Origin of the sequence: Mesorhizobium sp. WSM4308 (assembly GCF_002294905.1) — a bacterium.
In the GTDB taxonomy this organism is placed as follows: Bacteria; Pseudomonadota; Alphaproteobacteria; order Rhizobiales; family Rhizobiaceae; genus Mesorhizobium.
In genome coordinates this window covers 50,448-66,182 of sequence record NZ_NSFW01000007.1, presented here as the reverse complement: position 1 = coordinate 66,182, position 15,735 = coordinate 50,448, and the positions used below count along the sequence as shown (strand labels likewise).

The 15,735-nt window shown below is 57.4% G+C and carries 11 protein-coding genes and 1 pseudogene; 10 read left to right on the top strand and 2 right to left on the bottom strand.

Annotated elements, in window-relative coordinates:
• Positions 1-5: 5 nt before the first annotated feature.
• From ugpC to CK227_RS14540, 3 genes are all read left to right on the top strand, one after another.
• On the top strand, positions 6-1,076 hold the full coding sequence (gene ugpC, locus CK227_RS14550) for a sn-glycerol-3-phosphate ABC transporter ATP-binding protein UgpC (RefSeq protein WP_095774212.1): 1,071 nt from the start codon (positions 6-8) through the stop codon (positions 1,074-1,076).
• A 360-nt stretch (positions 1,077-1,436) separates the two neighbouring features.
• The gene (locus CK227_RS14545; RefSeq protein WP_095774213.1) at positions 1,437-2,180 is read left to right on the top strand and encodes a hypothetical protein; all 744 of its coding nucleotides are present in this window, start codon (positions 1,437-1,439) and stop codon (positions 2,178-2,180) included.
• Positions 2,181-2,636: 456 nt separating this feature from the next.
• A complete protein-coding gene (locus CK227_RS14540; RefSeq protein ID WP_095774286.1) occupies positions 2,637-3,782 on the top strand; it encodes a porin in 1,146 nt (381 codons plus the stop codon).
• Positions 3,783-4,442: 660 nt separating this feature from the next.
• Here the strand turns inward: CK227_RS14540 and CK227_RS14535 are convergent.
• Positions 4,443-4,700, bottom strand: a pseudogene (locus tag CK227_RS14535) (DUF1045 domain-containing protein); the annotation flags it as partial.
• A gap of 409 nt (positions 4,701-5,109) precedes the next feature.
• Between CK227_RS14535 and CK227_RS14530 the strand changes: the two are divergent.
• The 3 genes from CK227_RS14530 to CK227_RS14520 all read left to right on the top strand — a co-directional run bounded on the left by CK227_RS14530 (position 5,110) and on the right by CK227_RS14520 (position 9,178).
• A complete protein-coding gene (locus tag CK227_RS14530) occupies positions 5,110-6,432 on the top strand; it encodes an aminotransferase class III-fold pyridoxal phosphate-dependent enzyme (protein WP_095774215.1) in 1,323 nt (440 codons plus the stop codon).
• Positions 6,433-6,483: 51 nt separating this feature from the next.
• Positions 6,484-7,503 (top strand): hypothetical protein, encoded by a 1,020-nt coding sequence (locus CK227_RS14525; RefSeq protein ID WP_210248233.1) that lies wholly within the window; start codon positions 6,484-6,486, stop codon positions 7,501-7,503.
• Between the two features lie 328 nt (positions 7,504-7,831).
• Positions 7,832-9,178: an IS5 family transposase gene (locus CK227_RS14520; RefSeq protein WP_095774217.1), complete on the top strand. Its 1,347-nt coding sequence runs from the start codon at positions 7,832-7,834 to the stop codon at positions 9,176-9,178.
• 95 nt (positions 9,179-9,273) lie between these two features.
• Here the strand turns inward: CK227_RS14520 and CK227_RS37250 are convergent, their stop codons facing one another.
• Positions 9,274-9,723: a GntR family transcriptional regulator gene (locus tag CK227_RS37250; protein ID WP_245318194.1), complete on the bottom strand. Its 450-nt coding sequence runs from the start codon at positions 9,721-9,723 to the stop codon at positions 9,274-9,276.
• 1,070 nt (positions 9,724-10,793) lie between these two features.
• Here CK227_RS37250 and CK227_RS14510 point away from each other — a divergent pair.
• The 4 genes from CK227_RS14510 to CK227_RS14495 all read left to right on the top strand — a co-directional run bounded on the left by CK227_RS14510 (position 10,794) and on the right by CK227_RS14495 (position 15,735).
• Positions 10,794-12,191 carry an amidase gene (locus tag CK227_RS14510; protein ID WP_095774219.1) on the top strand — a complete coding sequence of 466 codons (1,398 nt, stop codon included), beginning with the start codon at positions 10,794-10,796 and terminating at the stop codon, positions 12,189-12,191.
• A gap of 112 nt (positions 12,192-12,303) precedes the next feature.
• Complete coding sequence (locus CK227_RS14505; protein ID WP_095774220.1) at positions 12,304-13,905, top strand: ABC transporter substrate-binding protein; 1,602 nt, start codon at positions 12,304-12,306, stop codon at positions 13,903-13,905.
• 5 nt (positions 13,906-13,910) lie between these two features.
• Positions 13,911-14,852, top strand: a complete 942-nt coding sequence (locus CK227_RS14500) for an ABC transporter permease (RefSeq protein WP_095774221.1) — start codon at positions 13,911-13,913, stop codon at positions 14,850-14,852.
• A gap of 1 nt (position 14,853) precedes the next feature.
• The gene (locus CK227_RS14495) at positions 14,854-15,735 is read left to right on the top strand and encodes an ABC transporter permease (protein WP_095774222.1); all 882 of its coding nucleotides are present in this window, start codon (positions 14,854-14,856) and stop codon (positions 15,733-15,735) included.

The following is a 15,735-nucleotide window of genomic DNA, read 5'->3' as shown; positions in this document are numbered from 1 at the left end:
TGGGAATGTCGAAGGTGAGTCTTTCGGGAATCCGAAAGTCCTATGGTGCGCTCGAAGTCCTCCATGGCATCGACCTTGAGGTCAGGGAAGGCGAGTTCATCGTGCTCGTCGGCCCTTCGGGATGTGGAAAGTCGACCTTGCTTCGGATGATAGCGGGACTGGAGTCAGTAACGTCGGGCGTGCTGCGGATCGACGGCCGCGTAGTCAACGACGTCGAGACGCGCGAGCGGGATATCGCGATGGTCTTCCAGAGCTACGCGCTCTATCCCCATATGTCCGTGGCCGAGAACATCGGGTTCCCGCTGCGCGTCAGGAGTGTCGGGTCCAAGGACGCATCGGAGCGGGTCTCGAGAACAGCCGACATGATCGGACTATCGCGTCTCCTGGATCGCAAGCCCCGGCAGTTGTCCGGCGGGCAGAGGCAACGTGTCGCCATGGGGCGGGCGATCATCCGGGACCCCAAGCTTTTCCTGTTCGACGAACCGCTCTCCAATCTCGATGCGAAGCTCCGGGGACACATACGGGCGCAGATTCGCCAATTGCACAGAGAACTCGGGGCGACGTCGATATACGTCACGCACGACCAGGTCGAAGCGATGACCCTCGCAGACCGCATCGTGCTGCTCAAAGACGGCGTCTGCCAGCAGATCGGCAGCCCCCTTGACCTCTACTCGAAGCCGGCGAACACGTTCGCGGCAAGCTTCATCGGCTCGCCCGAGATCAATTTAGTCCATGGAATATGTAGAGGCTCGAAAGAGGGGCCAATGTTCGATGGCCCGGGGTTCGCTGAGCGCATTCCACCATCGCTACATGACGCAGTATGCCCCGGATCCGCCATCACGTTGGGAATTCGGCCCGAGCATCTGGAAGTCCAGGACGCTGGCGACTTCAAAGCCAGGGTCAAGGACACGGAATACCTCGGCGTGGAGACGCTGCTGATCTGCGATCTCGGCGGGCAGGAGTTGGTCGCTCGCGTGCCGGGTCGTTGTGAGGCGCTCGGAAGAGAGGTCGGTCTCAGCATCAAGCCCCGGACGTCCCACTTCTTCGATACGGCGACGGGGGTTTCTTTGGGTTAGTGCGGGCATTAGGCCCGCATGCTGAGAGGATCGGGTGAAGATCGACACCGATCCTGCGTCCGAACGGGTTCTGGGAGCCAGGTGCGCCTAAGCCTAACGAGCGGTGGGATACAGCCAGAAAAAATGGCCAGTGGAGGATTTGGCGTCTGGAGAGCTTTTCAGTCCGGTGTGTATGCCTTCGCCTTGGAGCCACCCGGCGCTTCGATCCGGACAGTAACTCAGCAAACGATTCATTGACTTTGGGAGCCGGAGAGATCGCCAGGTACATGGTCGAATTATCGCTGGGCTCGACCGGCGATTAGGCAATGTTGTGATGCCTGAGGTTTTTGCAGTCTAGATGTTGGCAAGGGGAAGCCGCAGATGGCCAAATTACCAGATATTGAAAATGGACCTCGCCAAGAAGAGCTCTCAAGCTTGGTCGCGAAAGAAGTTCGACGCGTCCTCACTCAGTACGATGAGGTTGTAAAGGAACACAATTCAATCTCCTCGTGCGAGGGGGAATGCAAAATTGGTGTTGCCAGTTCGCTTTCGCTAACGCTCCAACAAGCTATCCATGACGATTTGACCGTCCTCGCCTCCGGATTTGTCAGCAGGCTCGCCGCCGAAGCAGCGCGGCGCTTCGATGTCAGTGCCGAACAGGAGGCTTCGCTCGCAGGGCAAATCGAGGGCACGCCAAAGCGCTGGGTCTCCAAGGTGCGGAACCAGAAAAACGAATGCCTTCAGATACAAGCTTGGGCCGGACAAATTGCCGGGCCAACGCACCTGGAAGAACACTATGGCATAGCGAGGTCGACGCTCCACTGGTGGCAACGGCACAACGACGTGGTCGCGTTACGGAAGGGCGCGCGCAAACATGTATTCCCATTGGCTCAGTTCATCGATGGCAGACCCGCGCCAGGGATACGGCAAGTGCTCGCATCTATCGCCAATCCTCGGCTGGCCTGGCTTTGGCTGACCCGCCCTTCATCTCTTCTCGAGGGTCGCATCCCAATAGAAATGCTCAGACAAGATTTGGCTGAAGAAGTGATTTTGGCGGCACGAGATTTCGCCGCGAATGCCGATCTGGCAGCGTTCGACGTCATCACGAACGAAAAGGCTCCATGAGCGGCATCTCGTGATCGGCTAGATTGGCAGGCGACCCGGGAACGGGCAGCCTGGAGGCCTAAGGGCTCGCCTGCCTCGCCTCACCCCAGCCAACCAATCTCCAGATCAATGCGTCGGTGACCGATCCAAGTCAGATGGATCGTCAACGAAAGCAGGCCCGCGCCATCATGTGGGGGTCCAATAAATGCAACTTTGTGCAATTGTACAGATTGTTCTATTTGTACAGTTCGTCCTATTAGTGCAGATGTTACTTAGAGAATCGTGATATAAGCGCAACATTACTTATTCATGTGGACACTGTCCGCACTTAATATCTTGAATTATTTAACTCGATCGATAGCACTCAGCCTGCGAGGAGCGGCGCGATGCGCTTGGATTCTCGATCGTGGGACGGGAAGGGATGCAGTCGTTGAGGAACGACTCCCTGGCCTTTTAATCTTTTGAGTGGAGATCAAAATGAACATCAAGAGCCTTCTTCTCGGCTCCGCTGCGGCTTTGGTCGCAGTCACCGGCGCGCGCGCCGCTGATGCGGTTGTCGTCGCCGAGCCCGAACCGGCCGAATACGTCAAGATCTGCGACGTCTATGGTGCCGGCTACTTCTACATCCCTGGCACTGAAACCTGCCTGCGCATTGGCGGCTATATCCGCTATGACATTGGTGGCGGTGACATCGGCAGTTTCGACGGCGCCCAAGCGCTCGACCGCCAGGACGGCGGGATCAACGAAACCTGGAAAAAGAACGCCCGCTTCAGCCTGAAGACCTGGACTGGCCAGGAGACCGAACTCGGCACCTTGAAGACCTACGCAGAGACCCGCTTCAACTTCGGCAACACTGCAAAAAGCGGCCTCGGCCCTGATTCCAATGGTGGTGTCGGCGCTTACAACAAGCCCGTCACGCTGAACTACGCCTGGATCCAGCTCGGTGGCCTGCGCGTCGGCATGGACAAGTCGGCTTTCAATGCGTTCATTGGCGACGCCGGCAACGTGATCCAGGATACGCTGGTTCCCTATGGCACCTCCGACACCAACGTCATCCAGTACTACTTCGACGCCGGAGATGGCTTCACGGCCGTGGTCTCCCTCGAGGAAGGCTCCAAGGCATTCACGATCGACAGCTATGTCCCGCATGTCGTCGGTGGAGTGAAATACAAGCAGGACTGGGGTGCGATCACCGGTGTCGTTTCCTACGACAGCAACTACGAGGAAGTCGCCGGCAAGGTTCGCTTGGACGTGACTGCTACCAGCCAACTGTCGCTTTGGGTGATGGGCGGCTATGGCACGGACAACAACCTGTCGAACTACCTCGGCAATGGCGGCCGCGGCTTCTACAAGCAGTGGTATGGTCATTGGGCGATCTGGGGCGGCGGCACCTACAAGTTCAATGACAAAACCGCCTTCAATACCCAGATCTCCTATGACCAGGGCAAAAATCTCGGTATCGCGGCGAACGTCGCCTACACCATCGTACCCGGCTTCACAATCACGGCCGAAGTCGACTACCTTAACGCAGGTAAGTACGGAGCGGCGGACTTCAGCAACTGGACCAGCGCCGATCAGAACAGCAGCATCGGTGGTGTTCTTCGGTTCCAGCGCTCGTTCTAGCGGACAGGGGCTTTGCCCGGTGCTCGCGACACTCGAAAGCGGGCACCTGGCTTCGCCGGTCCAGCCAGTCTTGGCGAAGCGGAATACCCAAAAGGGCTCATCGGCGGCTCCCAGAGCGCCGGAGACCGGATTTCGGCGAATGCCGGACGCACGATTGAAGCTCGAGGCCAAAGCCTCGAGCGCGTATCGGCTGAGCTTGGCGAATACGTCAGGAGCGCCCGGCTGCGTCGGGAACAGGATTGGTGGGTTTGGGGTGGAGGAGGGGCCGGCCTGGTCGCCGGCATCCTTTTGACGCTGTTCTTGCCGCGCGTGCTCCCCGGATCGGTCGATATGACCGTTGCTTTAACCGCCATGAACGCCGATCGGTGGAGCGCCGGCATTTCGCTGAACAGTCGGGAAGCCCCGGCGGATGGCGCGGCCTGGTCTATGCCAGCAACCTTGTGCGCGCCAATCAGGAGGCGCTTAGCGCGTGCGCCGAGACGGCCGCGAAGGCGAAGAAGGAGCAGCGCTGTACGCTCACCCTAGCAGCGCCGGCGCAGTAGCAACAATGCCTGCCCGATGGCTAAATCGAGCGAATTTACTTAATCTTGCTGGAATAGTGCGAAGTGCCGTTAGGCTGTTGCTGCATCAAGACAATCGCTACACGCGCTATCATTCTCCTTACACGCTATGGCGCGACAACAGGGACCGATTTGAGACTTCGACCGGTGGGGCGTTGAATGGAAATCGCTTTACAGCAACGAAGTCACTGTCAGGGTCTTCCTGCTCGCACAAGGTGATCGAGTCGATTGCGAAATCGTCATTGATCGCGGACCCGAATACAGCCTCCAGACACCTTTGAACCGTGCCGTGTTCCCGCGGTTCGACGGGGCCGGTCAACGTCATGTGAAAATCGTAGCGTTCGAAGACGTACGGATACGAGGCGGTGGAGGGCCCGATCGGCAGGACTTGCTTCCGGAAGAACTTTCGCAGTTAACCGCAAGGCCGCGCTTTCGGACGGCAAAGTTCGTCGTCCAGCAGAGAGGCGGTCACGCGGCTCGCATCCCATCTGAGGAACGAATTCGCAGCATCGGTGAGAATAGGCCTTGGTAGATAACGCTTTGACAGCGGTTGATTGGACGACGCCGTGGAACGCCCCGTTAGCCGAATTGAAGGAAGCTGGCGACGATCCGCTTGCCAGAGCCCGTTACATCAATCCGAGCGCTCACAGTATGTAGAAATGTGATCACAAAAATATTGACTTTGTACTCGAACCAATCCAAATCCAAGGACGGACCAGCGCCAGGGCACCGCGTTGGCTGGCATGTCTTTCAGGGGTTATTAAACTGTGAATGCCGATACGGAATATAACAGCACATTAGAATCTAGCCTCGCTGAGGCTCGGGAGCGCTTCGTTGCTCGTTACCCACAAAGTCGCGAGCTTAACCGCGTGGCACGGAATGTAATGCCCGGGGGAAACACACGCTCCGTATTAATGTATCATCCGTTTCCAGTGGCGATGGAACGGGGGGAGGGGAGTACTCTGTGGGACATCGACGGGCACCAGTTCGTCAATTTGTGTGGGGAGTATACGGCCGGTTTATTCGGGCATTCCGAGAAGCGAATTCATTTCGCAATACAGGAAGCCATGGCTCGGGGCTTGAACTTGGCTGCGGTGGGCAAAGCCGAATCGAAGTTGGCCAAGCTAGTATGCGACCGCTTCCCCTCGATCGACTTGGTTCGGTTCACCAACAGCGGGACAGAAGCCAATTTGATGGCACTTACCGTTGCTCGCCAGTTCACCGGCCGTGACGCCATCATGGCATTCCGTGGCGGATACCATGGTGGGGTCTTGCTTTTTACATCAGACGGTCCATCGGCGGTGACTGTCCCATTCCCGTTCATTATGGCGGAATACAACGATGCCAATGCTGCCGAGAAACTGGTCCTTGCACATCGAGATAAGCTCGCGGCGGTTATCGTAGAACCAATGCTTGGGAGTGGCGGGTGCATTCCAGCTGATACTGAATTCCTTGAGGCGCTACGCCGCGCGACGGCCCAGACTGGTACTCTCCTGATATTCGACGAGGTGATGACTTCGCGGATGTCCGTCGGCGGGCTTCAGAGGCGATTGTCTATCACCCCCGACTTGACAACGCTGGGGAAGTACATTGCAGGCGGAATGAGCTTTGGAGCGTTCGGAGGCAAGGCCGGAATCATGTCGCTCTTCGACGGAAGCCTGCCACACGCTGGGACGTTCAACAACAATGTAATCTCGATGGCGGCAGCGCAGGTCGCGTTGGAGGAGATCTTTACTGCTGAGGTGGCGGAGGCCTTGTACAACCGGGGGGAACAACTGCGTAAAGACCTGAACTCGCGTCTTTCCCGAGCGGGGGTGGCGATGCACTTCACGGGCGTCGGCTCACTCGCCACGGTCCATTTCTGCAATCCAATTGTTCGCTCTCCCTATGTGTCAACCAGCCACGATGACGGCATACGAGAGCTGTTTTTTTTGGATATGTTGCAAGCTGGATTCTACCTGGCTCGCCGCGGAATGCTCGCTCTTAGCCTTCCGACAGAGCAGAGAGATCTCGACCGGTTCGTTGAGGCGGTAGAAGAATTTGCAGAGTTGCGGAAGCGCTGTCTCCGCCCCCTCACCACTGTAGCGTAGGCGCTTACCGCCGAACTTTGGGAGATGTCAATGAGACTTACTAGAGACGAGATGAGGGGCAAGGCGCAGACTGTGGTTGGGTTGGTGGATCCTGCGGTCCTTGGCAAGACGCTAATGCATGAGCATCTTCTCTGGGACGTTACTCGCCCTGATCGCCGACACATGCCTGCTGATGGCGGTCCGAATTCGCGACAGTATTTCCAGATCATGACCGGTGGGCTAGTTGATGCTCGAAATACAACGCAGCGCGACCGTGAACTTGCTGCGCGAGAGGCCGAACTGATGGTGCGTGCCGGAGGGAATACCATTGTGGAGCTAACCATCGGTGGTCTTTCTCCAGATCCCGAAGGTTTGGTGAACGTGTCGCGACAAAGCGGTGCCCACATCGTTATGGGATGTGGGCACTATGTTCAAGACTACCAGGATCCTAAAAACACTCACCGAACTGTCGAGAGCTTCGCACAGGAGATGATTGACCAAGTTCAGTTGGGTGCCTGGGGTACGAACGTACGTGCTGGAATCATAGGCGAAATCGGCAGCCAATGGCCCTGGACGGACCTTGAGAAGCGAGTTCTGACAGCGGCAATCATGGCGCAACAGGAAACCGGGACCTCACTGACGATCCATCCATCCCGTCATCAGGACCATCCTTGGATGCTGGTGGAATTTCTTCGAGAGAACGGTGCCGATTTGCCTCGAACAATCATCGATCACATTGATCGTACCATCTTCGATGATGATCGACTATTCCGTCTGGCCGACACAGGCGTGGTGCTTGAGTGGGACCTCTTTGGACAAGAAAATACATACTATGCTCATGCCGACATCGATATGCCCAACGATGGCATGCGCTTAAAGACGATCCGAAGTTTGTTAGATCGAGGCCACCTTGATCAGGTCGTCATAAGCCATGATATTTGTCACGTGATCCGGCTCGCTGAGTTTGGTGGCCACGGTTACGCTCATATTCAGGACAGAGTCTTACCACTCATGCGCCGGCGCGGTTACTCAGAAGCAGAGATTGAAACAATCATGGTTGGCAATCCGCGGCGGCTGCTGACCGTCGCCTAGATTGAAACGACCTTCTTCTTTAATCCGGCCAAACGAGAGTTGGGCTTCAGAGGAAATTGACGCAAACGTTTTCGCGGAACAAGGTGTGGGATGATGGAGACCATTTGATGACCAAGGTGGACGGCGTGCATTTGTTAAGATGACGGCGTCGACCGTGAACTATCCGCAAGCCATTGATCTGGCATGCTGATTGCGGCGGATGGTGGCTTTGGAATTGCAGGATTTGCGGTTTATGGGCGTTGTTTTCCTGCAATTCGGTTTTGCGATTCCCTTGTGCTTCGGAGCGTGATTCACTCGATTCGGCGGCGGCGAATCGAGGGGACGGCGAATGTCGAGGCCACGCGAGAAGCGCGAGACGGGAGAGCAGGACCTGTTCCGCTCCAGGCTCGACCAGATCATCAACATGAAGCACGAGCTGGTGCGGCTGGCGCAGGCGATCGACTGGCCGGTGCTGGAGGAGCGTTTCGGCGCCGTCTATTCGGACGGCCCCGGCATGCCGCCGCTGCCGACCCGGCTGATGGCGGGGCTGGCGATCCTCAAGCACACCTTCAACCTGTCAGACGAGGTGCTGTGCGAGCGCTGGGTGGAGAACCCCTATTTCCAGTATCTCACCGGTGAGGTGTTCTTCTGCCATGCGCTGCCGTTCGACCGCTCGTCGATGACGCGCTGGCGCAGCCGCATGGGCGAGGAGCGGATCGTGGCGCTGTTGCAGGAGAGCCTCAGCCTTGCGGTCAAGATCGGAGCGATGAAGCCGGCCGACACGCGCCAGGTGATCGTCGACACCACCGTGCAGCCGAAGAACGTCATGTTCCCGACCGACGCCAAGCTCATCCACCGGGCGCGCGAGCGGCTGGTGCGGCTGGCCAAGAGGAAGGGGCTCCATTTGCGCCAGAGCTATGTGCGGGTCTCCAAGCTGGCGCTGATCAACCACCAGCGCTATGCCCACGCCAAGCAGTTCAAGCGGGCCAGCAAGGCGCTGCGCAGGCTCAAGACCTATCTCGGCCGGACCATTCGCGACATTGGTCGCCAGATCGCCGGCGATGCGGGGCTGGACGCGCTCTTCAAATGGCCGCTCTACCAGGCCGCCACCGTTCTCGAGCAACGTCAGCGCCAGCGCGGCCGCAAGATCTACAGCCTGCACGCGCACGAGGTGGAATGCATCGGCAAGGGCAAGGCGCATGCGCCTTACGAGTTCGGGGTGAAGGTGTCGGTGGCCACCACGCTGAAGCGCGCCAAGGGCGGCCAGTTCGCCCTGCATGCAAAAGCGCTGCCCGGCAATCCCTATGACGGCCACACGCTGGCAAGCGTCATCCCCGACATGGAAAAGACCATCGGCAACGAGATCGGCCGCATCCTCGCCGACGCCGGCTATCGCGGCCACAACGCACCGCAGAGCCACAAGCTCAGGGTCTTCACCAGCGGCCAGAAACGCCGCGTCACCCCGGCCATCAAGCGCCAGATGCGCCGCCGCTCCGCCATCGAGCCCGTCATCGGCCACATCAAGGCCGAGCACCGGATGGGCCGCAACTACCTCGCCGGCCAACAGGGCGATGCCGTCAACGCCATCCTCGCCGCCGCCGGCTACAACTTCTCCCTCCTGCTCAACTGGTTCAGGCGGCTTTTGTGGCTTCTCATCGCAGCCATCCAAAGTCAGCCAAACGAGATCGAAGCCTGACCAATCTCATTGTTCACGGTCGACGACGGCACGAAGTTGGCCGAGTTGATGAGAATGGCAATGACCGGGCTCTAAACACGCTGAAGCCGAGTCTTTCACTTCCGTCGAAGCGGGCGTAGCCGTGCAGTTGCTACCGGATCGTCTACGAATGACATGCGCTCAAGAAGGTAGCTTGTAGTGCCCTCTATCTCCTCTTGCAGCGTTCGCGCTGCAGTTTCAAAATCTCCGCTAACGATACAGCGCATGATATCGGCGTGCTTCGAGCCGCTAGGGGAGCGCCCGATAATCAGCCACCGAGCGTCCCAGAAGTGCGGCCCACGCCGAAGCCAAGTCGCCTCGATCATTGAGAGAAGCATCGCAGTTTGACAAGGTTCATACAAGGCAAGAAGAAATTGGCGATCGGCGCGAAGTAACTGAACAGGATCGCCAGACTCACGAGCTTTTCGCTCGACTTGCAGCAGTTCCTCAAGTCGCACTTTTGTAGCGCCGTCGAAATTGGAAGCAGCCATCTTCACGGCCAGCGGCTCGAGAGCAGCGCGGACCATGCCAAGTTTCGCAAAAGCACTTCGTGTGAGTCGGGGGACTATAGCAGTGCCTGACGGCAGCACGTCTAGCGCTTGTTCGGAAATCAACCGTCTCAAAGCTGTCCTAACTGGCATTGGACTGGTCCCCAGCTCTGACGCAAGCCGACGAATCGGCATTTTCTGACCGGGGGTAAAATCGCCTTCGACTAAGGCTCGGCGCAGTTGTCTATAGGCTTGATCTTCCAGCGAATTGCTAGCGAATCTTCGGTTCGGCAATGTTTTCTGCGGCTTATTCAAAACTGGCCTCTGGCACACCTGCCACATTGGCGCGCTTTGCAGCAGCCGCCGGGAGGCTGCATAGCACGATTTCAATCGCGGTGCCTATCGGCCCTGGCAATGGCGAGAGCCGAGGTGTAGCGGCAGTTTGGGCAATTCCAGGCAGAGTGTTGGGGTATTTTAGCGCTCTGTAACGGTCCAGAAACAGGGCGCAATTCTCCGCAGTACTCCTCGTATTTTGCCGGCAACCCTCGGCGTGAAGAATGTGCCGGGCGAACAGTCGGAGCATCCTCAAAGACGACTTGCTTGGACATCATCCGCGGGCGGGACCAACGGTCCGGACGTGGACATCAAGATCGACTTCGCTCCGCGATAGCGCCCGTGGCAGCAACGTGGCCATTGTCCCGATGGCGACTTCTTCTGATGGTCCAAGGTGGAGAAAGCTTCCAATAGCGACGGATCCCCTCGGTCGCTCAACGCCGCGATGAAATCGGCTGTGGTCTGACAGGGGACCTAGCGTGTGACGGTCTCATTCGTGTCGCCCTAATACAGGCCTTGATTGTGATGCTCCCGCAACACGAGCAGCAGTCGCGAAAGGTTATTCCCCAAGTGCGCTTTCTCCAAGCTTTTGTCGTTGCCTCAGCTCGTCCAATATGCCATTATGAGATCACAAATGCATAATGATTGGGAGTACAAATGGCAAACATGTGTCATAACTGAAGTTCGGGTTCGCAATAAGATGCGCGCAATAACCGAACTCTGAATTCGGAAAGTCGGCTGCTGTCGCCGAACTATCGCTCTCAAGGGGGAAACTAATGAGCCGAACGGCCATCGAGATTGCGGAATGTGTCAGGCGCGGACAGATCAGCGCAACTGAGGTCGTCCGTGACGCTATCAAGCGAATTAAGGCAGTAAATCCGACATTGAACGCGTTCGTCGAAATAGATGAAGAGGGCGCTGAAACCTCTGCCATCCTGATCGATCAGAAGGTTGCGCGTGGTGAGGATCCAGGGCCGCTTGCGGGCGTTCCGATCGGAGTGAAGGACCTAGAAGACTGTGCCGGCCTTCGCACCTGCTATGGCTCAGTGTTCTATCGCGACAGCAAGCCGAAGCAGGCGGACGGCGTGCATGTCGCGCGGCTGCGCCGCGCAGGAGCTATTCCATTAGGCAAGACCGCGACGCCCGATTTCGGGATGGATAATTTGACCGCGACGTTGGCGTTTGGAGTAACGCGAAACCCCTGGAACCCTGAGAGAACGCCCGGCGGTAGTAGCGGTGGCTCGGCCGCAGCTGTAGCTGCGGGTATGGTGCCGCTGGCAACTGCAAGCGATGGAGGGGGATCCACCAGAGGACCGGCCGCTTGGACCGGCCTGGTTGGCTTAAAGCCCAGCCACGGGCGCATCCCGCTCGAGAGGGAATCGGTATTCACCGTTTTAGGAGCGCTGACGACCTCTGTTCTCGACACGGCGCGCTACCTCGATGTGGCGGCGGGCCACCATCCAGTCGACCGGATGAGTTTGCCTCGACCCGATCAGAACTACGAGAAATTGGCTGAATCTCTAGATGTCAGCGGACTAAGGGTCGGGTGGTCGGACGACTTCGGCTACGGTGTGATGGAGCCTGAGATCGTTGAAATCGCATACACCGCGGCCGAGGCTTTGATTAGCACGGCTCGACTCAAAAAACGCAAGCTGGAGCTGTCCCTGGAAACAATCCGCCCACTCTGGCGAAGGCTCGTGGGAAGCCGCACCTGGTCAAATTTATGTCAGGAAGGATATCTTCCCGGTCGAATTGGTGAACTCAGCGACGTGCCACAACAGTCACTGCTTGCCGGAGCCAAGCTCACCATTGAGGAAGTCTATGAGATCGAGAGGCGTCTCAGCAAATTGCGCCGAGATTTCGCTGCTAGCTTTGAAGACATAGATGTCATCGTCTCACCGACAGTTGCTACCGAAGCGTTCGCTGCGGCCGGCCCGGCTCCCGAGATTATTGACGGTCGCGACGCGAGCAATACCGGGCCCGCTCCACTTGGGTTCATCGCAAACACTAGTTGGAATCCAGCAATATCGGCCCCAGCGGGCTTCACAAGATCCGGGATGCCTGTCGGCTTAATGATAACCGCCCCGCAACACCGTGACGACATTGCTTTGAGACTAGCTCGTCTTCTGGAGCTCGCTCGGCCCTGGCCACTTACAGCGCCGCTGCAATGTTAACTAGCGTGGCAGTCAAGCTGCGTTGCGAAATTCCGCGCGTGACACCAACGACGCGGCTGGGTCACTGCCACGGGTAAGATAATTCTTAACAAACAAAAAAGGGAACAGGTACATGACGATCTCTCGAAGGATCCTGCTTAAAGCAGGCGTTGCCGCTGGAACCGCCCTGTCTTTTCCGTCCATATTGCGTGCTCAGAACACGCCGGCGATCGGTCAAACAGTACGTATGGTGAAAAGTGGCGATCTTGGTGTGTTCGATCCGATGATATCGTCGTACTACATCACTGCGCATCACGGCGCGGCCGTCTATGACACGCTGTTTTCGCTGGATTCTCAGATGAGGCCACAGCCTCAGATGGTTCACAGCTGGGGAGTTTCCGACGACGAAAGGACGTATACTTTCGTCCTTCGCGACGGCCTGAGCTGGCACGACGGTACGCCAGTCACTTCGGATGATTGTGTGGCTTCGATCCGTCGATGGATGGAAGCAGCGTCCAGCGGGCCGTTGATAAAGGCTCTGGCCACCGACATCTCGAGGAAAGATGAAAAGACCTTCATAATCGCGCTGAAGGAGCCGCTGGGGCTTCTTGTTGAAACCTTGGCGACCTTAACTCCTCCCTGTCTTTTCATTATGCGAGAGAAGGACGCGAATACGCCTCCGACTATTCCGGTCACGACAAATATCGGATCCGGGCCCTTCAAGTTTAACCACGAACTTGCTCGCCCCGGCGCTAGCTTCACCTATGACCGGAACGAAAAGTATGTGCCACGTCGTGAAGCTCCTGATGGATTGGCGGGCGGAAAAGTTGTCAAGGTCGAGCGCGTGATCTGGGACAATATCGCCGACCAGCAAACAGCGCTTGCAGCCCTGCAGGCAGGGGAAATCGACTATCTAGAGAGCGTGCCAATGGATCTCCTTCCAGTCCTGGAAGGAGATCCGGCTATTACCCTGCAGATCCTCGACAAAGGTGGGTTCGTTCGGTATTTGCGCATAAACTTCCTTCAGAAGCCATTCAACAATCTAAAGGCTAGGCAAGCGTTGCTTCATCTGATTGATCAGGAAGCGGCCATGCGTACGAGTTCTCCTCCCGAATACATCAAGACTGTGACGTCGGTTTTCGGAACGAAGACGCCATACACTAACGATGAAAATACAGGCTGGTTCAAGAAGAGCGGCGATCCTGAGAAAGCCAAGCAGCTTTTTCAGGAGGCAGGATACGCCGGGGAGAAGGTTGTAATTGTTCAGGTCACGAACGTGCCGTGGATGAGCGACGTTTCACAGTACATCGCGAATGCCCTTAGAAAAATAGGAATCAACGCTGAATTGGACCCGACCGAGTGGGGTACCGTGACTGCCCGCTTGGATAATAAGGGTTCGGTTGATGAGGGTGGATGGAGCATCTATCCAACCTCGGACGCCGATTTCGCCATGGGAGATGTTCTTGGCAACCCGATCTTCCTCGCGAATGGCGATAAGGCTTGGTACGGCTGGCCGAAAAACGACGAGTATGAGGCTCTTTACGCGAGATGGGCGACTGTAGCTACTCTTGAGGAGCGCCAGGCGCTCGCGCGAGAGATGCAACGAGTGTGGTGGGATTTCGTCGGTTCAGTTTACTTGGGCGCAATCACCGCACCAATCGCGCGACGCGCTTCCCTGACCGGTCTGATCGAAATGCCGATCATTGTTCCGATGTGGAACATGCAGAAGGGCTGAGCGCGATGGCTGCTTATATCCTCCGCAGGATGGTCTCAACCATCGCCGTCATGGCGATGGTTGGCATCTTCGTTTTCCTGCTCCTAAGGTTATCACCCGGCGACCCGGCGGCCATCATCGCCGGCGATAAGGCCACCCCAGAGATGATCGCCGCAGTCCGCGAGCAATTAGGGCTCGGCGATCCGCTGCCAGTTCAGTTTATCCGCTGGGTGCGCGATCTGGTCGGCGGCGATTTCGGCACCTCGATCTTTGCGGGACAATCGGTTCTCGAGCTCATTTCGCAGCGACTTGAACCAACGCTTTCCCTGGCAGCCTTGACGATGGTAGTCTCAATAGCAGCAGGGGTATTCTTTGGCATCCTTGCGGCGTGGCGGGCCGGGGGTACTGCCGATCGCATCCTGACCGCGTTCGCGACACTTGGTTTTTCTGTGCCCGTGTTTGTCGTCGGCTTCTTTCTCATTTACTTCTTCGCTATTAGCGCACGCTGGCTGCCCGTCCAGGGATATCAACCCATCGACCATGGCTTTGGACCATGGCTTCTGCATCTAGTCCTCCCAACTGCGACTTTGAGCTTTCCCTACATTGCGTATATCGCCCGGATCACACGGGCGAGCATGCTCGAAGTCTTATCTGAAGACTACATGCGCACGGCCGCCGCCAAAGGCGCGTCTGCCTATTCCATGCTTTTCCACCACGCACTGAAGAATGCGGGCGTTCCAATCCTCACCGTGGTCGGCTTAAGCTTTGCAAGCCTAGTTGGGGGGGTCGTCCTCACGGAAACGGTATTCAACATCCCCGGAATAGGTCGTTTAGTAATCGATGCGGTCAACAAACGCGATTATCCGATCATTCAGGGGGTGCTCATCCTCATTTCGGGTCTGTACGTGTTGATTAATCTCGCGGTCGATCTTTCCTACACCCTGGTCGATCCTCGGATTCGGTATTAACATGAAGCTCTTCTCCACACCCGTTGAAACTATACCGTTGGACCGGCTCCGGTTGTCCGGGCTACACCGCCTAGTGAGACGGCGTCCACTGGTCTTTGCAGGCGGCACCCTATTGGCGCTCTTGATCATTCTGGCAATCGCCGCTCCGCTTTACGCTGGTGATCCCGTGAACATGGATCCTTTTAGCCGTCTGCAACCACCGTCCGCGGACATGTGGATGGGAAGCGACAACCTGGGCCGTGACGTATTTGCGCGAACCGCGTTAGGCGCCCAGATCTCTCTTTTGGTGGGATTGGCGTCGGCGGTAAGCGCGGTTCTGGGCGGACTTCTTTTAGGGGTCATCTCTGGCTACAACCGGCGCTTCGACAAGATCGCCATGCGAGTCATGGATGGTCTGATGTCCATACCCACTATCCTACTGGCTATAGCGCTGATTTCTCTGACGGGTCGTGGAATCAGTATTCTCATCGTCGCGATCGCTATACCGGAAATCCCAAGCGTCGCGAGGCTGGTTCGCTCGGTGGTTCTCAACGTGCGGGAGCGACCTTATGTAGAGGCAGCGATCTGCGGCGGGGCACGACTGCCGAAAGTTCTGTGGCGGCACATTCTTCCGAGCACTATCCCGTCCGTGATGGTTTTAAGCGCTAGTGTTTGTGCCAGCGCGATCTTGACCGAGGCCGGTCTGAGCTTTCTTGGTATCGGCGTGCCCCCGGAGATCCCTAGCTGGGGAAACATGATTGCGAGCTCTCGCTTGTATCTCGGCGTTGCGCCCCTGACGGTCTTCGCCCCCGGCATCTGCCTAGCCGTCACGGTTCTGGCCGTTAACCTGCTCGGGGATGGTCTGCGCGACCTGTTCGATCCCCGCGCAAATCGCAGGCGATGA